10 protein-coding genes are annotated in these 18,093 nt (G+C 52.6%); 6 read left to right on the top strand and 4 right to left on the bottom strand.

Annotated features, from left to right (window positions below; translation table 11 throughout):
* Positions 1-118: 118 nt before the first annotated feature.
* On the top strand, positions 119-1,024 hold the full coding sequence (locus ACVB80_RS08380) for a LysR family transcriptional regulator (RefSeq protein ID WP_481080834.1): 906 nt from the start codon (positions 119-121) through the stop codon (positions 1,022-1,024).
* A gap of 57 nt (positions 1,025-1,081) precedes the next feature.
* Here ACVB80_RS08380 and ACVB80_RS08375 read toward each other — a convergent pair whose 3' ends face one another.
* The gene (locus tag ACVB80_RS08375) at positions 1,082-1,843 is read right to left on the bottom strand and encodes a DeoR/GlpR family transcriptional regulator (protein ID WP_481080833.1); all 762 of its coding nucleotides are present in this window, start codon (positions 1,841-1,843) and stop codon (positions 1,082-1,084) included.
* 474 nt (positions 1,844-2,317) lie between these two features.
* Here ACVB80_RS08375 and ACVB80_RS08370 point away from each other — a divergent pair, with 474 nt between their 5' ends.
* Together ACVB80_RS08370 and glpK are read left to right on the top strand one after the other, a co-directional pair.
* Positions 2,318-3,157 carry an MIP/aquaporin family protein gene (locus ACVB80_RS08370; RefSeq protein ID WP_481080832.1) on the top strand — a complete coding sequence of 280 codons (840 nt, stop codon included), beginning with the start codon at positions 2,318-2,320 and terminating at the stop codon, positions 3,155-3,157.
* A 114-nt stretch (positions 3,158-3,271) separates the two neighbouring features.
* Entirely contained in the window at positions 3,272-4,783 is a 1,512-nt protein-coding gene (glpK, locus tag ACVB80_RS08365; RefSeq protein WP_481080831.1) for a glycerol kinase GlpK, read from the top strand.
* 328 nt (positions 4,784-5,111) lie between these two features.
* Here glpK and ACVB80_RS08360 read toward each other — a convergent pair whose 3' ends face one another.
* From ACVB80_RS08360 to malT, 3 genes are all read right to left on the bottom strand, one after another.
* The gene (locus ACVB80_RS08360) at positions 5,112-6,026 is read right to left on the bottom strand and encodes a polyprenyl-phosphate transporter (protein WP_481080830.1); all 915 of its coding nucleotides are present in this window, start codon (positions 6,024-6,026) and stop codon (positions 5,112-5,114) included.
* A gap of 831 nt (positions 6,027-6,857) precedes the next feature.
* Positions 6,858-7,541, bottom strand: coding sequence for a hypothetical protein (locus ACVB80_RS08355; RefSeq protein ID WP_481080829.1), 684 nt, complete (start codon positions 7,539-7,541; stop codon positions 6,858-6,860).
* Between the two features lie 45 nt (positions 7,542-7,586).
* A complete protein-coding gene (gene malT / locus ACVB80_RS08350; RefSeq protein ID WP_481080828.1) occupies positions 7,587-10,295 on the bottom strand; it encodes an HTH-type transcriptional regulator MalT in 2,709 nt (902 codons plus the stop codon).
* A gap of 516 nt (positions 10,296-10,811) precedes the next feature.
* Between malT and ACVB80_RS08345 the strand changes: the two genes are divergently transcribed.
* The 3 genes from ACVB80_RS08345 to glgB all read left to right on the top strand — a co-directional run bounded on the left by ACVB80_RS08345 (position 10,812) and on the right by glgB (position 17,934).
* Complete coding sequence (locus tag ACVB80_RS08345) at positions 10,812-13,265, top strand: glycogen/starch/alpha-glucan phosphorylase (protein ID WP_481080827.1); 2,454 nt, start codon at positions 10,812-10,814, stop codon at positions 13,263-13,265.
* A 54-nt stretch (positions 13,266-13,319) separates the two neighbouring features.
* Positions 13,320-15,497 (top strand): 4-alpha-glucanotransferase, encoded by a 2,178-nt coding sequence (malQ, locus tag ACVB80_RS08340; protein ID WP_481080826.1) that lies wholly within the window; start codon positions 13,320-13,322, stop codon positions 15,495-15,497.
* A gap of 265 nt (positions 15,498-15,762) precedes the next feature.
* Entirely contained in the window at positions 15,763-17,934 is a 2,172-nt protein-coding gene (gene glgB / locus ACVB80_RS08335) for a 1,4-alpha-glucan branching protein GlgB (RefSeq protein ID WP_481080825.1), read from the top strand.
* Positions 17,935-18,093: the final 159 nt, after the last annotated feature.

Here is an 18,093-nt window from a genome sequence, read left to right as displayed (position 1 = left end):
AGTGAGCCTCGTTGTGTCTTGTTGTGGGTACGGGGCTACTTTATTCGGTTGACACATCACAATACATACATGAAGCTTTATTTAAAGCATCACGATTTGTTATGTGTTGGAGGGGCACTTGGCGGAAAAAAATATTGACCTGAACCTGCTTAAGGTTTTTATCTCAGTTTATCAGCACCGCTCGATTACCGTTGCGGCAGAGGTGATGGGGCTGACTCAGCCAGGTGTGAGTGGCGTCCTCAAACGATTGCAGCAGCAGCTTGGCGTGCAGCTTTTCATCCGCTCCGGCCGGGGAATTGCGCCAACGCATCAGGCACATGAACTCGCCCGCCAGATTGAGCCGGCCCTCAATCAGATTTCGGATGCTCTGAAGGGGATTGATACCTTCAGTACAGAGCATTCACGCCGCTTTGTGGTTTATACCTCTGAGCCTGTTATGCTGAAGTTGTTACCCATGATTGAAGCCGATCAGACGCTGGGAAAAGTGCAAATTGAGCTTCATCCAACCCTGTCCAGTGAAGAGAAACTGCTTAATAACCTCAGCCTGCAGAAAGCGGATCTGGCGATAGATTTTGCCAACTACTCCGCCCCTTCTTTTTTCTCTGAGTATTTCTGTACCGATGAGCTGTGTGTTATTGCGCGAAAGGGTCACCCCAGGGTCGGGGACGTGCTCAGCCTGGAACAGTTCTATGCTGAGAAACACGTAACACTGAAGCTGCGCCGGGAAGAGGCTTATCTTGCGGATTACTTCACCGAAGAGGCGATTGCGGAAAGACAGGTAGCGGCTGAGTGTGACTCGCTGGTTTCGCAAATGACCATGATATCTAACAGCAACTGTCTGGCTGTCATGGTGAAAAGCATCGCCAGTCAGTTTGCTGGTAAGCTGGATCTGCAGGTGCTCGATGCGCCTTTTACCAGCCTGCCGATCAAGCACCGTATGATGACACATAACCGGATGAAGCACAGTCCGGCTAACCGCTGGCTCAGGGAAAAACTCAAATCTTACCTTGAGAGCAGCCAGTAAAAAGCCCTGATGAAAACATCAGGGCCTGGTTATTCCAAATACCAGTTGCCGGAGGTGTTATACAATCTCCAGCTCAATCTCTTCCTGTTCCAGCATCTTACAGATTGACTCCGGTGGCATTTCATCTGTGATCACCAAATCCACCTCGGTCAGATTGCCCAGGTTCACCATAGCGTTACGGCCAAACTTGGTGTTGTCCACGCCCAGCAGAACACGGCGGCTGTTTTCAATGATGGCTTTTTTCACCCGCACTTCGTGATAGTCAAAATCGAGCAGTGAGCCATCGTAGTCGATGCCGCTGATACCCAGAATGCCAAAATCGAGACGGAACTGAGAGACAAAGTCCAGTGTGGCTTCGCCGGTGACGCCACCATCACGGTTGCGCACTTCACCGCCGGCCAGGATGACTTTGAAGTCTGGTTTGGCCATCAGAATCGTCGCGGCGTTGATGTTGTTGGTCACGATACGCAGTTGCTGGTGGTTGTCCAGCAGGGCGCGGGCAACCGCTTCCGGGGTGGTGCCGATGTCTATAAACAGGGTGGCACCGTCCGGGATGTGTTTTACCAGCGCGCGTGAGATGCGCTCTTTTTCCTGCAGTGCCATCACTTTGCGGGTGCTGTAGGAAGAGTTTTCAGAGCTGGTGATCAGGGTGGCACCGCCATGGTTGCGTCGGATACGGTTGGCATCCGCCAGCTCGTTCAGATCGCGGCGGATGGTCTGCGGGCTGACGTTAAATTTCTCTACCAGGTCGTCCGTACTGACATAGCCGTGAGTTTGTACTAATTCGATGATCTCTTGTTGTCGTTTGGTCGCTTTCACTCACTACTTCCTTAGCTGGGGCGTTCGTTTGCGTTCAATCAAGTTTACTCCGCCGCCGGGGTAATTCAATCGAGCATCAATATGAAACCGCTGATTTCTTGATTTGTGCCGGTGTTTTACCGTCAGGTAGTACCAGTTAGTGTGACAAATGTTACCAGTCTGATAACGACTGGTTCGAGTGAAAGTAATTCTGTTGGTTTATGTTAATTGCGAAAGTAAACGTTTGGTATATAGGTTTGCAAAGGGTTTCGTTTGTTCGTTTTATGTTCGGAATTTGACTTGTTTAACATTTTTGGAGCAAATATTTCAAATTTCAGGGTTCGAACGCTCATATACGAGCACGATCACTTTTCGAATGAATTTTTGCTGGCAGAATGCCCACACATTAAGTGAGAGATTCACTTACTCAGGCAGTTTTGGAGAGGACTCTGAGAATGCCATTTTTTAAACCTGGGATAAATAAAGGATTGGAATATGAATACTAAAAAGCAACCAACTCTTTGGGGAGAGTGCGTAGCAGAATTCATAGGCACCGGTTTATTGATCTTCTTTGGCGTCGGCTGCGTTGCCGCACTGGTGTTAACCGGTGCGCAATTTGGTCAGTGGGAAATCAGCATTGTCTGGGGCTTTGGCGTGGCCATTGCCATCTACTGTACAGCGGGGGTGTCTGGTGCACATATCAACCCTGCGGTGACTATTGCGCTGGCGGCGTTTCACGGTTTTGACCGCCAGAAAGTGCTGCCATATATCGCAGCTCAGATGGCGGGCGCATTTTGCTCAGCAGCGCTGGTGTACGGCCTTTACAGTAATCTGTTTGTTGAGTACGAAGTGGTGCACGGCTTTGCCCGTGGCAGCCAGGAAGCCCTGGCAACGGCGGGGATCTTCTCTACTTACCCGAATGCAGCGCTCTCATTCGGTGGTGCGATGGCGGTTGAGTTTGTTATTACTGCGGTTCTGATGTTTGCCATTCTGGCGCTGGGTGATGGTAAGAACGGTGCGCCGCGCGGTCCTATGACCCCGCTGCTGATCGGTGTCCTGATCGCGGTGATCGGTGGTTCTCTCGGTCCTTTGACTGGCTTCGCCATGAACCCGGCCCGTGACTTTGGTCCTAAGTTGTTTGCCTACCTGGCGGGCTGGGATTACGCCCTGAGCGGTGCCAAAGATATCCCTTACTTCATCGTACCGATTATTGCGCCAATCGCAGGTGCCTGTTTTGGTGGCTGGCTGTATCCAAAAGCCATTGGTGCTTACCTGCCAGGTAATGAAACCGAAGCTGAAGCTGAAAGCGCAGAGAACACTGAAGCGGCGGTATAACCGCGACATAAAACACAGCGCTGCAGCCTGACCCGTAACCTTACCCGTACAAAGGGGCTGCAGCCAATAACTGATATAATTATCCAATAACGTGAAACAGAAAGGATCTACCTCATGACAGAGCAAAAATACGTTGTCGCCCTTGATCAGGGAACTACCAGCTCACGTGCCGTTGTGCTCGACCACGACGCGAACATTGTCAGTGTGTCACAGCGTGAATTCACTCAGATCTACCCTCAGGCAGGCTGGGTTGAACACGATCCAATGGAAATTTATGCCACCCAAAGCTCTACCCTGGTAGAAGCGCTGGGTAAAGCGGGGATCCGCAGCGACCAGATCGCGGGTATCGGTATCACTAACCAGCGTGAAACCACCATCGTCTGGAATAAAGAGACCGGCAAACCGGTTTATAACGCCATTGTATGGCAGTGCCGCCGCACCGCAGAGATCTGTGAAGGACTGAAGCGTCAGGGGCTGGAAGAGTACATTCGTGAAAACACAGGCCTGGTGCTGGACCCTTACTTCTCAGGTACCAAAGTAAAATGGATTCTGGACCATGTTGAAGGCGCGCGTAAAGACGCGGAAGCCGGCAAACTGCTGTTCGGTACCGTGGATACCTGGCTGGTGTGGAAGATGACCCAGGGCCGCGTACACGTGACCGACTACACCAACGCATCGCGTACCATGCTGTTTAACATCAACACCATGGAGTGGGATGAGAAGATGCTTAAGGCGCTGGATATTCCACTCTCCATGATGCCGGAAGTAAAACGTTCTTCGGAAGTGTATGGTCAGACCAACATTGGTGGTAAAGGCGGTACCCGTATTCCAATCGCCGGTATTGCCGGTGACCAGCAGGCCGCCCTGTTCGGCCAGATGTGTGTTCAGCCTGGTCAGGCGAAAAACACTTACGGCACCGGTTGCTTTCTGCTGATGAATACCGGTCAGGAGAAAGTGACCTCGAAGAATGGCCTGCTGACTACTCTTGGCTGTGGCCCGAACGGCGAACCTGCGTATGCACTGGAAGGTGCAGTATTTATGGGCGGCGCTTCTATTCAGTGGCTGCGTGATGAGATGAAACTGCTGGCAGACGCCCGCGACTCTGAATACTTCGCGACCAAGGTTGATACCTCCAATGGTGTGTACGTGGTACCGGCGTTTACCGGTCTGGGTGCACCGTACTGGGATGCCTATGCCCGCGGTACTATCGTTGGCCTGACCCGTGGTGTGAACTCTAACCACATCATCCGCGCTACCCTGGAAGGTATCGCATACCAGACCCGCGACGTACTCGATGCGATGCAGGCTGACTCAGGCATCCGCCTTGAAGCGCTGCGTGTGGATGGCGGTGCGGTAGCAAACAACTTCCTGATGCAGTTCCAGTCGGATGTGCTCGATACTCAGGTGCTGCGTCCGAAAGTGACCGAAGTTACTGCGCTGGGTGCGGCGTATCTGGCAGGTCTTGCGGTAGGCTTCTGGGGCAGCCTGGACGAGCTGAAAGACAAGGCGGAAATCGACCGCAGCTTCGCTCCGGCGGATGACGAAGAGAAGCGCCAGCAGCGCTACAGCGGCTGGAAACGCGCGGTCCGCTGTGCTCAGGCATGGGCGGAGATGCGTGACGACTAAGGTGGTTGCTTTGGTTTGAAAGGGAGTCCCGGTTTTGGCCGGGACTTTTTTTGTTGCTTGTGTGAATGTTTTTGTTTGCGACGACGCATGCGGAAAATCGTCGTCCCGGACGCGCTCCACTGAACGTCATCACTTGCTCAGTGGTGGGCGCGAGCCGGGATCTCCTGCTGGTCAGTGCTTAGTAATACGTGCTCCAGCACAGTTCACAGATCGCTTCACGAGGTCCCGGGTCGGGGCCCGGGATGACGGAGTACATACGGCGCTACAATCCCTCAAAACAAAAAAACGGAGGCCAAAGCCTCCGTCTCATCAACAATCAGTAACGCTGTTACTTCTTATCCGCCAGTTTCTCCAGACCAAGCACCAGCACGATAGCCAGAGCTGCCATTACAACAGCCATAACCAGCTGAGAAGGCTGAGAGGTGACCGCTTCAAAATCAAACGGGCTCAGGTTGTGCTGTATCAGTGGTACTTCTTCGCCTTTAGAGTTGATACGCCAGCTGATGGTCTCTTTCCATGGCCAGATCTTTGGCAGGGTACCCATCATCAGGCCGGTCAGGAACATCAGGGTGAAGCAGCGGAAGCGCTTCAGCAACCAGGACAGCAGGTGTGAGAAGCTCAGTAGGCCGGCCAGACAGCCAGTAGCGAAAAGCATCAGCACATCGATTTGCAGGCCTTTTGCAGCGGCCAGGATCGGCGCGTACATGCCCAGCAGCAGCAGGATAAAGCTGCCTGAAATGCCTGGCAGGATCATCGCACAAATCGCAATAGCACCGGCGAAGAACACGTTGTAGCCGGTATCTGCCATTTGCAGCGGGTTCAGCACGGTAATGCCGTAAGCGAACAGCGCACCCAGAATAAAGAACACCCCGGTAAACAGATCACGGCGTTCCACTTCTTTCAGCACATGGACGATAGAGACGATGATCAGACCGAAGAAGAACGACCAGGTCGGGATCGGGTGTGCGGTCAGCAGCCAGGAGATCAGCTTAGCCAGTGTCAAAATGCTTGAGATGATGCCGGTAAACAGGGTGATCAGGAAAACGCCGTTGATATGTTCAAACGCCGCTTTAAAGCCCTGCTTTTTCCAGATCCCAAGCAGGGACGGGTTAATACGGCGGATGCTTTCCAGCAGGGTATCGTAGATCCCGGTAATAAATGCAATGGTACCGCCCGATACGCCAGGCACTACATCAGCGGCGCCCATGGCGACGCCTTTTAAAAAGGTATACAAGTGATTCATGAATTGAGTGTGGGATAGTTCATAGTCAGATGGCGGATTATGAACCAGAAACCACACCATGGAAAGCGGAACGGGATGGCGCAAGCCGCAAAAACATAATCTGCAACAATTTTACGGGCACTCATAAAAGTGAAATTAAATTTTTTATAAATGCTTGCAAAGTTGGCACGGATAATGCATTATCCCTTTCGACCCTTTTAAAGCCGAGGGTCACCTAGCCAACTGACGTTGTTAGTGAACATTTTGTTCACTCCTTTATTCTGCCAACTGCTGTCTTAGCGGTTGGCTTTTTTTTTTGCTTTTTCCCAGCCGTAATTCTTTTAACTAATTGTTTTTTATGGGCATGTAGTTGGCATCCCCCTCTTTTTTGCTCCCGCGCACTGTTTGTTTATCATTTCTGTTTATATAGCCAATCCTCACTATGAAACAGGGTGATATTTTATTAATGGAGTAATCAATCCGATTCACAAAATGCGTTGCTTTGCAAAATGCAATTGCGATTTGCAAATAAGCATGTGGATGCGTACATTAATTCGCCGTTTTAATGGGTGTGAGCGGTGAAAAAAGTTGGCACGTTATCTGCATTATTGTAATTGACCCTTTTTAAGCCGAGGGTCACCTAGCCAACTGACGTTGTTAGTGAACATTTTGTTCACCAAATATTTTTATGATAGCCAATTGCATACTTGTGCAATTGGCTTTTTTTTCACATGAAAGTTTAGACACGGATTTATGGGTTTGCGTAACAGAGAGTGTGATCTTGCTCTGAAATTTGTTGCCTGTGCAAAAAGTTGAGCTAATGAGAGAAGTGTGAGCTAATTGAGATAGTTGTCAGTGGAAGGCCCACCAGAAGGCGTGGTAGAACGCCTGCCTGGCGTCTTTTTCAATGCACAGGCCATTACTGCTGATAAGTTTGTCGAATGGCCAGGTCATCACCTGCTGGACGGAAGCCCGCAGCAGAGCGGGGTTATCAATCGCCAGCCGGTCTTTAAGTGGCAGCCTGAATTCCCGGTAGCCACCTTCGAGCATGGCGCGCAGCTTTTGAGGGCCGGGCAGGTGGGGCTGATTGCCGACCAGAAGATCGGGCAACAACAGGGTCCGGCTTTGCGGGTCGCACAGCACTATTTTCCGTGGCTGGCGGATACCCAGTATTGCGGTCTGGAGGAGCTGTCCCTGCCAGCAGGGCGCGCTTTCTGTCCCAAGGGCGGAATCAAAATTCAGATCAGAACGTTTCTGAATAAGGGTAGGAGTTGCGAGAAAACGGGCCTGAGAATAGGCGAGCCACCAGTCAGACAGGTTGTGGTGATCGGCCGGGCTTGGTGCCGCGATGGCTTCAATGGTGCCCAGTTTGCTCAGTTCGAGCTGCAGGGCGGTGGTCAGTTCAATTGGGGAGAGGACGACCAGTTTGCCCCCGGTAAGGCGGATCACGACCATTCGCTGCAGACGCTTTGACACGCCGCTGCCTGCGATGGCATCACAATACCAGATCCTGTTTGGGGCCCATTCGGTCAGCATATCCCTGTCCTTAACCTGGCGGCATCCTTGCCGCCGGCTGTTCATTTAATAACCCATTAGTTTTAACAGGTTTTCTGCTGTTTCGATAGCTTCCTTTCGGTTTGCAATATTGAGTTTTTGATACAGGTTGCGAATATGGGTTTTGATCGTGGTTCCGGCCACATCCAGCTCCTGGGCGATCTGCTCGTTACTGAAACCTGAGTAGATAAGCCCCAGTACCTGCCATTCACGCTGGGTCAGCGGGCTGGTACGGATAAGCTCTGGTACGTTCGGGTGAGTGACCAGTTTCTCTACAAAGTCTTCGTCAAAGTGCACCGAACGTGACCGTTGCTTGCTGGAAATGTCCTTCAGCAGCATCTGAGCACGGTGACGTTCGAGATCGCCAAGACCAGGTTTGCTCATCAGCCGTTCCAGCACGCCTTCCAGGCTTGCGCCATCGATCAGGAAGTTGCCTACCATTCCGGTCTGGTTGGTCAGGGCCAGAGCCTCTTTTAGCTGTTGCTCAGCGCGGGCCATGTCGTTTTGTTTCACTGCCAGTACCGCTTCAACAATCAGGTTGCGGTTCTGATCGGTGAGCAGGTGATGCGCCTGAGCCTGCTTTTGCATCAGTGCCAGGACTTCTTCTGCTTCCTGATAACGCCCCAGGTTGATGTACGCCCGGGCGAAGTTACGCCACTGCAGCTGACAGAAGTGGTTAGTGGCACTTTCCGGCCTGGCGGTTTCTTCTGTCCAGCGCTCGATTTCCGCACCTTCCCCGCGATGCTGCCAGTAAAGCAGCAGGGCCAGCGAAGCATTGGCATGCCAGTCGATGTGATCGTTGAAGTGGGCCAGCTGGTGCTGGATTTGCTGGATAAAGCGGGCGGCTTTGTCCAGCTCACCACGGCCCATCGCGATCCGGGCCAGCATCGACAGGCTGTGCAGATGTTTGCTGGTGTTTTGCGGGCCGATAACGTCAATGCCTTTGTAAGCGCAGTCTTCGGCTTCTTCCAGACGGTTCCAGCACCACAGTACCTGAGCGCGCAGGCGCAGTAGGAACTCGTGCAGCGGAAGCTGGTGCAGCTGCTGCTCTTCGACCAGTTTAAACGCGCTGTCCTGTACTTCATAAGCGGCCTGAACAAAACCCTGGGCGATAAGAATTTCGCTCTGTTGCAACAGTGCCCACAATGCCTGAGGCATGATATGGTACTGGCGAGCCAGCTTTTCGGTCTGTTGCATCAGTGGCAGGGCACGGTCAAGGCGTCCCAGTACGTGGTTGACTTCTCCCACGACAGAGGTTGCCACGATTCGGCTTCGGTAGGTGGTCGGGTCGATTTGCTCCAGTGCCAGTTCAGCCAGCTCCAGCGCTTTTTGCGGACGGTTCTGGTTAATGGCGACCTGAGCCAGCAGGGCGTTGATCTGGCCTTCGTCATCGCTGGTCAGTTTGATGTTGCGTGCCTGCATCTCTTTTTCTGCCAGCGCCAGCATGTCACCCACATCGTTATATCTGTGCTGGCTCTGTGCCAGCCAGGCGCGCAGCAATGGCAGTTTAGGTGAGGCATACAGCTGATCGCTGGTCAGGGAAAGAATGGCTTTCTCTACCAGTACCAGCTCTCCACGGTTAAACAGTTTCCAGCCGTATTCAGTCAGGATCCCGCCGACCAGTTCGCCGTTTTTCGACTTCAGCGCATGGCTGAGTGCCTGGTTCGGATTGCCCTGGTGCAGCCAGGCTTTGGATGCAGCCAGGTGAAGCTGCTCTTCCTGTTGAGGGATCCGTGCCTGACGTTCGTGAGACAGAAACTCGCTGAACAGGTTGTGGAAGCGGTACCAGTTTTGCTCCCCTTCCAGCGGGTAGATAAACAGGCCGTAGCGGTTGAGCGATTCGATCATACCAAGCGCATCATCACGCTGGGTCAGTTCTGCTACCAGGCTGTCATTAAAGGTATCGAGTACCGAGCACTGCATCAGGAACTGGCGGGTTTCACTGTCGAGCAGTTCAAACACTTCTTCTACCAGGTACTCCCAGAGATGAGCGTGGTTGAACTGGGAAACAGACTCGGCAGACTGAGCCAGCGTGCGTTTCTGGTGCTGGGCCTGAAGGGCGATAAGCTGAAGGGCGGACGGCCAGCCTTCAACATAGCTGCGCAGGGTATTGGCTGTGGCATCATCAATGCCATCGGTGACGCGCTGATTAAAGAAACGCGTGGTTTCTTCGTTGTCAAAGGCCAGTGAGTCATTATCCACTTCGATCATCAGGTCACGTACGCGCAGGTTAGCGGTGCCGAGCGGCGGGGTTGCCCGGGTCGTTACCATCAGGGTCATGCAGTCAGGCATGTGTTTCAGGAAAAAGCGCATTCCCTCATGCACTTCATCATTATGGATCACGTGGTAGTCATCGAGTACCACATAACATTCCTGCTGGTACTCACTCAGTTCCGCAAACAGCTCACTGAACAGGCTGGTGACCGAAGAAAACTGGCGGCGCTCAGCCAGTGCCTGGGCATTCGGGCAGGCGTTGTTGGTGGCTTTGTTCAGCGCCTGGATGAAATAGTTTACGAAGCGGAAGCTGTCGTTGTCGTTTTCATCAAGGCTGAACCAGCCTACGTTGGTTTTGTCAGCCAGCCACTGGGCTGCCATGGTAGTTTTGCCATATCCGGCAGGCGAGCGAAAAAGAACCAGCTTGTAGCAGGGGGCCTGTTGCAAAAGGTCCAGTACCCGCGGTCGCAAAATGGCGTTGTGCAGGCGTCCCGGCCGGGTCAGTTTAGAAGGAATCCACATAATCTGTCTTTATATCGTCTTTATGTTGTGTTGACCTCGGGCGAATATACTTATCAGTAATCCCCCCAACTATGATCCACCTCTTAATTGAGCAGATGTAACCGTTTGTGACATGGGGTACGCCCTGTATTTGTGATCCTGGTCACCTTTGGGTTGAATTGTTATCTATGCAACATTGATATTTGCACAGAATGTGCTGTTTTTTTAATCGGGGCAGCGTCTATCTGAAAGCGAAATGTGATCGGGGCTGCATTATTGACGATGAGAAGCGATTTAGTGTGCTGAACAAAGATTAACCGTTGCGCCTGAAGGGTAAAGAATGTGTGTGAGATGAATCACGTCAAACCTCTGTATCACGGGAGGAATTTGTGACGCAGCTCATTCCCGGGAGGGGGAGTCCTCCTCTACGCCCTCGCTTCTCATCCTCCTCCGCCCTTGCTGCGGGAGGATGTTTCAACCACGTCGTCCATGCACGATATAGCGTATTGGATTACATCAGGAAGTGAGATTTTTATCATGAAGCCTAGTGAACAGAAAAAGTTCGACAAGGAGCACTTTAAAAGTGCAGTAAAACAGCATCTGGCATCGACGTATGCAAAGACAGAAGAAACGGCTGACAGCCGTGCCTGGTACCTGGCTATGGGCCGTGCCCTGGCTGAGATGACCACCTTTGACATGCTGGCGACTGAGAACGACCCAAAAATTAAGAAAGCGAAAAGCGTAAACTACCTTTCTCTTGAGTTCCTGATCGGCCGTTTGACCGGGAACAACCTGATCAGCATGGGTCTGTACGAGCAAATCGGTGCAGCGATGGAAGAGCTGGGTCAGAACCTGTCTGATCTGCTGGAAGAAGAGCGTGACCCATCGCTGGGTAACGGTGGTCTGGGCCGTCTGGCTGCGTGTTTTATGGATTCATGTGCTGCGCAGGAGTTCCCGACTGTAGGTTACGGCCTGCACTACGAGTACGGCCTGTTCAAGCAGTCTTTCAAAGAAGGTCATCAGCAGGAAGCACCGGATGCATGGTGTGGTGTTGAAGGTTACCCATGGGAAGTTGCACGTCCTGAGCTGGCTCAGGAAATCGGCTTCTACGGTCATGTTGAGTCATACGAGCAAAACGGCGTAACCCGTCGTCGCTGGGTACCAGGCATGGCGGTACAGGGTATGCCATGGGACCTGCCAATCGTAGGTTACGAGAGCGATACGGTTTACCCGCTGCGTCTTTGGGAATGTCGTGCAATTGCGCCTTTCTCTCTGGAAAGCTTTAACAACGGTGATTACTTCGAAGCTCAGCACTCGCTGATCGACGCAGGTAACATCACCAAAGTTCTGTACCCGAACGATAACCACGAAAAAGGTAAGACTCTTCGTCTGATGCAGCAGTACTTCCACAGTGCAGCGTCAATCCGCGATATTCTGCGTCGTCACGAAGCCGCTGGCCACGCACTGGCAGACCTGCCTAAGTACGAAACTATCCAGCTGAATGATACTCACCCGACTATCGCGATTCCTGAACTGATGCGTATCCTTATCGATGAGAAGCACCTGTCATGGGAAAAAGCATGGGAAATCAGCTCGCATACTTTTGCGTACACTAACCACACCCTGCTGCCTGAAGCACTGGAAACCTGGAGCGAGTCTCTGATCCAGCGTCTGCTTCCGCGTCACATGGAAATCATTTTTGAAATTAACCACCGCTTCCTGCAGGAAGTTCGTGCCAAGTGGCCTGGTGATGTAGCGAAACAGCAGAAGCTGTCTATCATCCAGGACGGTTTCCACCGTATGGTTCGCATGGCTAACCTGTGTGTGGTTGGTTCTTACGCGGTGAACGGCGTAGCTGCGCTGCACTCAGAGCTGGTTAAGCGTGACCTGTTCCCTGAGTTCCACGAACTGTACCCGACCCGTCTGCACAACGTGACTAACGGTGTAACTCCGCGTCGCTGGCTGAAGTTCTGTAACCCTGGCCTGTCTGCTCTGATCACTGACAAGATTGGTGACAAGTGGCCGGCAGATCTGGATAAACTGACTGAAATCGCCAAGTTCGCTGACGACAAGAAGTTCCAGAAAGACTACATGGCCGTTAAGAAGCAGAACAAAGAGCGTCTGGCTGAGTGGGTTTCTGACAACATGGGTATCGAGCTGAATACCGATGCTATCTTTGACGTACAAATCAAGCGTCTGCACGAGTACAAGCGTCAGCACCTGAACATGCTGCACATCCTGTCTCTGTACCACCGCCTGCTGAACGATCCATCGTTCGACATGCACCCACGTGTGGTGTTCTTCGGTGCGAAAGCGGCGCCTGGCTACCACCTGGCGAAAGAGATCATCTACGCAATCAACAAGATCGCAGAGAAGGTGAACAACGACCCACGCATCAGCGACAAGCTGAAAGTGGTATTCATCCCTGACTACCGTGTAAGCATGGCTGAGATCATCATCCCGGCGGCTGACGTTTCTGAGCAGATTTCTACTGCAGGTAAAGAAGCATCAGGTACCGGTAACATGAAGATGGCCCTGAACGGTGCACTGACCATCGGTACTATGGATGGCGCGAACGTGGAAATCCGTGAAGAAGTGGGTGACGAGAACATCTACATCTTCGGTCTGGAAGTTGATCAGGTTGAAGCGACCAAAGCGGCTGGCTACAACCCATACGACTACTACCACGCAGATCATCTGCTGAAGTCTTCTCTGGACCTGCTGCTGGGCGACGAGTTTACTCCGGGTGAACCAGGCAAGCTGCGCGCAACATACGACAGCCTGCTGGACGGTGGTGACCCATACCTGGTACTGGCTGACTTTGCTTCTTACGTGAAAGCGCATGAAGACATGGACAAGCAGTACCGCGACCAGGCTGGCTGGGCACACAAAGCCATCCTGAACACTGCGCTGGTTGGTAAGTTCAGTTCTGACCGCAGTATCCGTGACTACGTTAACAACATTTGGAAACTTGAAGCGGTTAAACGTTAAGAGAGTATTCCACCCTACCATGAAGGCGGGCTCGTCCCGCCTTCGGAGAGAGCGATGAAACAACAATCAGTATTAAAACAAGTCGCTGAAATGGCTCGTATTACCGACAGCTACGTCAGCGCATGGGGCGACGAAGCCTTTGTGTCGGATGAAACCATTCGTTATTTGCTTGGTGCGTTAGGCTACGACACCTCTGACGATGAAGCACTGCTTAAGTCCGCAGAGAAAAAGCACAAGAAAGATGTACTGCCTCCGGTATTGGTGCTGAAAGACAACCAGCCGGTCCATGTACCCCTTCATCTGGGAACCAGCGCCCGCGAGAGCGAATTCAGCTGGAAACTGGAAACCGAGCAGGGTGAGACCCTTGAGGGCTATCTTCAATCACAAATCGTTTCAGACGAGCGTGAACAGGGTGGCCCTTTAGTGTTTTCACTGCCAAACAACCTTTCCTGGGGTTACCACAAACTGATCGTGACCCGTAAGCGTCGTAAGACCCCTTACGAAATGACACTGGTGATCACGCCGCAGGCCTGTTACAAGCAGGAGCCGCTGCAAACCGGTAAGAAGATCTGGGGCCCGAGTGTTCAGCTTTACACGCTGCGTACCAACCACAACTGGGGTATTGGTGACTTTGGTGACCTGAAACAGCTGGTAAGTGAAATCGCAAACCGCGGTGGTGACTTTGTGGGTCTGAACCCGATCCATTCGCTGTTCCCGGCTAACCCGGAAGGTGCGAGCCCATACAGCCCGTCTTCACGCCGCTGGCTGAACGTGCTGTACATTGATGTGAGCTCTGTACCGGAATTTGCCCTGAGCACTCAGGCTCAGCAACTGGTTGGCAGTGCTGATTTCCAGCAGCGTTTACAAAAAGCCCGTGATTCACACTGGGTGAACTACAGCGAAGTATCTGCGCTTAAGATGAGCGTACTGCCGCTGTTGTACAAAGAGTTCAAGTCCCGCCACCTGGCGAAGACCAGCGCACGTGCTGATGATTTCCTGGCGTTTGTTGAGAAAGGCGGTGACAGCCTGCTGCAACAGGCGGCCTTTGATGCGCTGCACGGTAAACTGCGTGCAGAAGATGAAAACGTCTGGGGCTGGCCGGTGTTCCCTGAAGAGTACCGCAAGTTCGACAGCCCGGCGGTTCGTAAATTTATTGATAAGAATCAGGATGAAGTTCAGCTGCACATGTATCTGCAGTGGCTGGCGGACATTCAGATCAACGAAGCTCAGGCTCTGGCAGAAGAGAAGGGCATGTGCGTTGGTCTGTACCGTGACCTTGCGGTAGGCGTTGCTGATTCCGGTTCAGAAACCTGGGCTGATAAAGGTGACCTGTGTCAGGACGTGAGCATCGGTGCTCCGCCGGATATCCTGGGTCCTCTGGGTCAGAACTGGGGTCTGCCTCCGCTGAACCCTCAGAAGCTTCTGGAGACTGCGTACGGCCCGTACATCGAGCTGCTGCGTGCCAACATGAAGCACTGTGGCGCTCTGCGTATCGACCACGTTCTTGGCCTGCTTCGCCTTTGGTGGATCCCGCGCGGTAAAGACGCGACCAATGGCGCGTACATCTACTACCCGGTAGAAGACATGCTGGCAATCCTGGCGCTGGAAAGCCACCGTCACAACTGTTCTGTGATTGGTGAGGACCTGGGTACCGTGCCGGATGAGATCGTGGACATTCTGGCTGATGCCGGTGTTCACTCTTACAAGGTGTTCTTCTTCGAAACCGCAGAAGATGGCGGCTTCTACTCACCGGAGCACTACACGGCGCAGTCCATGACCGCTCTGTGTACTCACGATATGCCAACCCTGCGTGGTTTCTGGCATTGTGATGACCTGAAGATGGGCCAGGAGCTGGGTCTCTACCCTGATGCAGAGCAACTGGAAGGTCTGTTTAAGGATCGTCTGGAGAGCAAGCAGCAGATCCTCAACAGCGTTGCCGGTCACGGTAACCTGCCTGAAGGTATCGGCCGTGATGCAACTCTGGTTCCGATGGACAAGTATCTGAGCGAAGCGCTTCAGGTGCACGTGGCAGCGGGTTCAAGCTCACTGCTGAGTGTACAGCTTGAAGACTGGCTGGAAATGGATAAGCCGGTCAACATCCCGGGTACCGTTGATGAGTATCCAAACTGGCGTCGTAAGTTGTCAATGAACCTGGATCAGGTCTTTGCCAACCCGGACGTCAATCATATTGCTAAGCGCCTCACAGAAGTGCGGGCTAAAGCCAGCCGATAATGGGATATTCCCCCGGTCAGGTATTGGCCGGGGGAATAGTTAGAAATTAAAGTGTCAGGCGTTGGTCAGACAACTATGCAATGTCTTTCACTTTATAGAAACCATGTTAGACTGGTGGCGTTTTAGCGTATGGCGTAACACGTTTTTCAGCCCTACCTAATTTTTTATGCTCGCCATAATATGGCGGGCTTTCTTGCAAGGAGATAACCCTTTTTTTCTGAACCAGAGAAAATGGGCGGAATATAATATGTCAGGGGAAAAGGCATTGACTAAAAAAGCAAAATTTACTCAGGCTTACACCCAACTATCCCATGCGGCTTTTGCGGATCCATTTTCGTTTTTAGGTCCTTTCAATCAGGAAGAGGACGTATCACTGCGAGTATGGATGCCGGGAGCTAATGGCGTTCAGTTGGTGCTAGGAGACGGTCAGCGCGTGACGCTTAAGCGCGAAGAGACCAGCGGCTTTACACTAAATAATCACGACCTTCGCTTCACTCACTACCGGTTAGCAGTTGACTGGGATGGTGCCGAGCAAATCGTCGATGACCCTTACCAGTATCATACCCTGTACGCAGAATACGAAGACCTTCATACCCCGGTTGAAATGTACAAGCATATGGGCGCACAGTTTGTCACCCTTGAGCGCGGCGGAGAGCAGATCTCAGGCACGCGCTTTTTGGTTTATGCACCGCACGCAAGCGCGGTAAGCCTGATCGGTGCGTTTAACAACTGGGACGGCCGTCGTAACCCGATGCAGCGTCTGGACTACGGCATCTGGGGTATCTTTATGCCGGATATGCCGGAAGGTACCCAGTACAAGTTTGAGCTGAAAGGGCCAGACGGTGAAGGCCTGCCACACAAGGCGGACCCATGGGGTTTCCACGCTGAGCAGTACCCTTCATTTGCTTCCCTGACCTACGACCACGCACGTTACCAGTGGCAGGACAAAAAGTGGCAGGAACGTCCGGTTACCGCCAAGAACAAGGAAGCACTCTCTTTTTACGAGCTGCACCCGGGTTCCTGGAAGCGTAATGATAATGGCGATTTCCTTAACTACCGTGAGCTGGCTGATGAGCTGATCCCGTACCTGACCGACATGGGTTATACCCACGTTGAACTGATGCCGGTATCAGAGCACCCGTTCTACGGCTCCTGGGGTTATCAGCCGGTTGGTCTGTTTGCACCGACCAGCCGCTACGGCTCACCGGATGATTTCAAATACTTTGTCGACCAGTGTCACCAGGCTGGCCTGGGTGTGGTTCTGGACTGGGTTCCGGCACACTTCCCGGCTGACAGCCACGGTCTTGCAGACTTTGACGGCACGCCACTGTTCCATGACCCGGATCCACGCCGCGGCTGGCACCAGGACTGGAACTCTTATATCTACGATATGGGCCGCGAGCACGTACGCCGCTTCCTGGTTTCTAATGCCCTGTACTGGTTCGAGCAGTTCCACATTGACGGTATCCGTGTTGATGCGGTTGCATCGATGCTTTACCTGGATTACTCGCGCAGCCATGACCAGTGGATCCCGAATATCGACGGCGGCCGTGAAAACCACGACGCTATCTGGACCCTTAAGTGGATGAACGAAGAGGTGTACCGTCACTTCCCGAACGCCATGACCATTGCTGAAGAATCCACCGCTTTCCCTGGCGTATCTGCGCCAACCTTTATGGGTGGTCTGGGCTTTGGCTTTAAGTGGAACATGGGCTGGATGCACGACAGTCTGTCTTATATCCAGGAAGATCCGGTTCACCGTAAATACCACCACGACACCATCACTTTCCCGCTGGTGTACGCACACAGTGAAAATTACGTGTTGTCACTGTCACACGATGAAGTGGTGTACGGCAAGCGTTCTATCCACAACAAGATGCCGGGCGACGAGTGGCAGCAAACCGCTAACCTGCGCGCTTACATGGGTTACATGTACGCTCAGCCGGGTAAGAAGCTTAACTTCATGGGTGCGGAATTCGGTCAGACGGGTGAGTGGAACCACGATGACCAGCTGCAATGGTTCCTGCTGGACTTCGAACGTCACCAGGGCGTACGCGACCTGACCCGTGACCTGAACTTCCTGTACCGAAACCAGCCTGCCCTGCACGATCAGGACAGCGAGCCGGCGGGCTTTGAATGGCGTCTGCAGGACGCGCGCGATGCCAGTATCCTGGCTCACGAGCGTATCAGTGAAAACGGCGAGCGTATTCTGGTGATCTCTAACTTCACCCCGGTACCACACGAAGAGTTCCGTCTGGGTATGCCGGTTGAAGGTACTTACCAGCTTCTGCTGAACACCGATGACAGCAAGTACAACGGCAGCGGTTTCAAAGTGAAGAAGACCGCCAAAACCAGCAAGGTTGAGAGCGAAGGGCTGGATCAGTCACTGTCGCTGAGCATCCCGCCGCTGGCGACCGTGTTCTACAAGCTGAAATAAGCGCACCTGAAAAGACAAATCCCCGGACTGAGTTCCGGGGATTTTTTTGTCTGAAAACAGGGATAACTGAGCTTTAACATAAAATGACAGATTATCAGTGCTTATAGACATTTAACTTAATATGGCTGGTCTAAACTGAAAGGACGTGTGCCGACTTTT

It is taken from the genome of Vibrio sp. 9-16B-A1 (genome assembly GCF_056726165.1).
The sequence above is the reverse complement of the archived record's forward strand: the minus strand, read 5'-3'. Positions and strand labels throughout refer to the sequence as shown.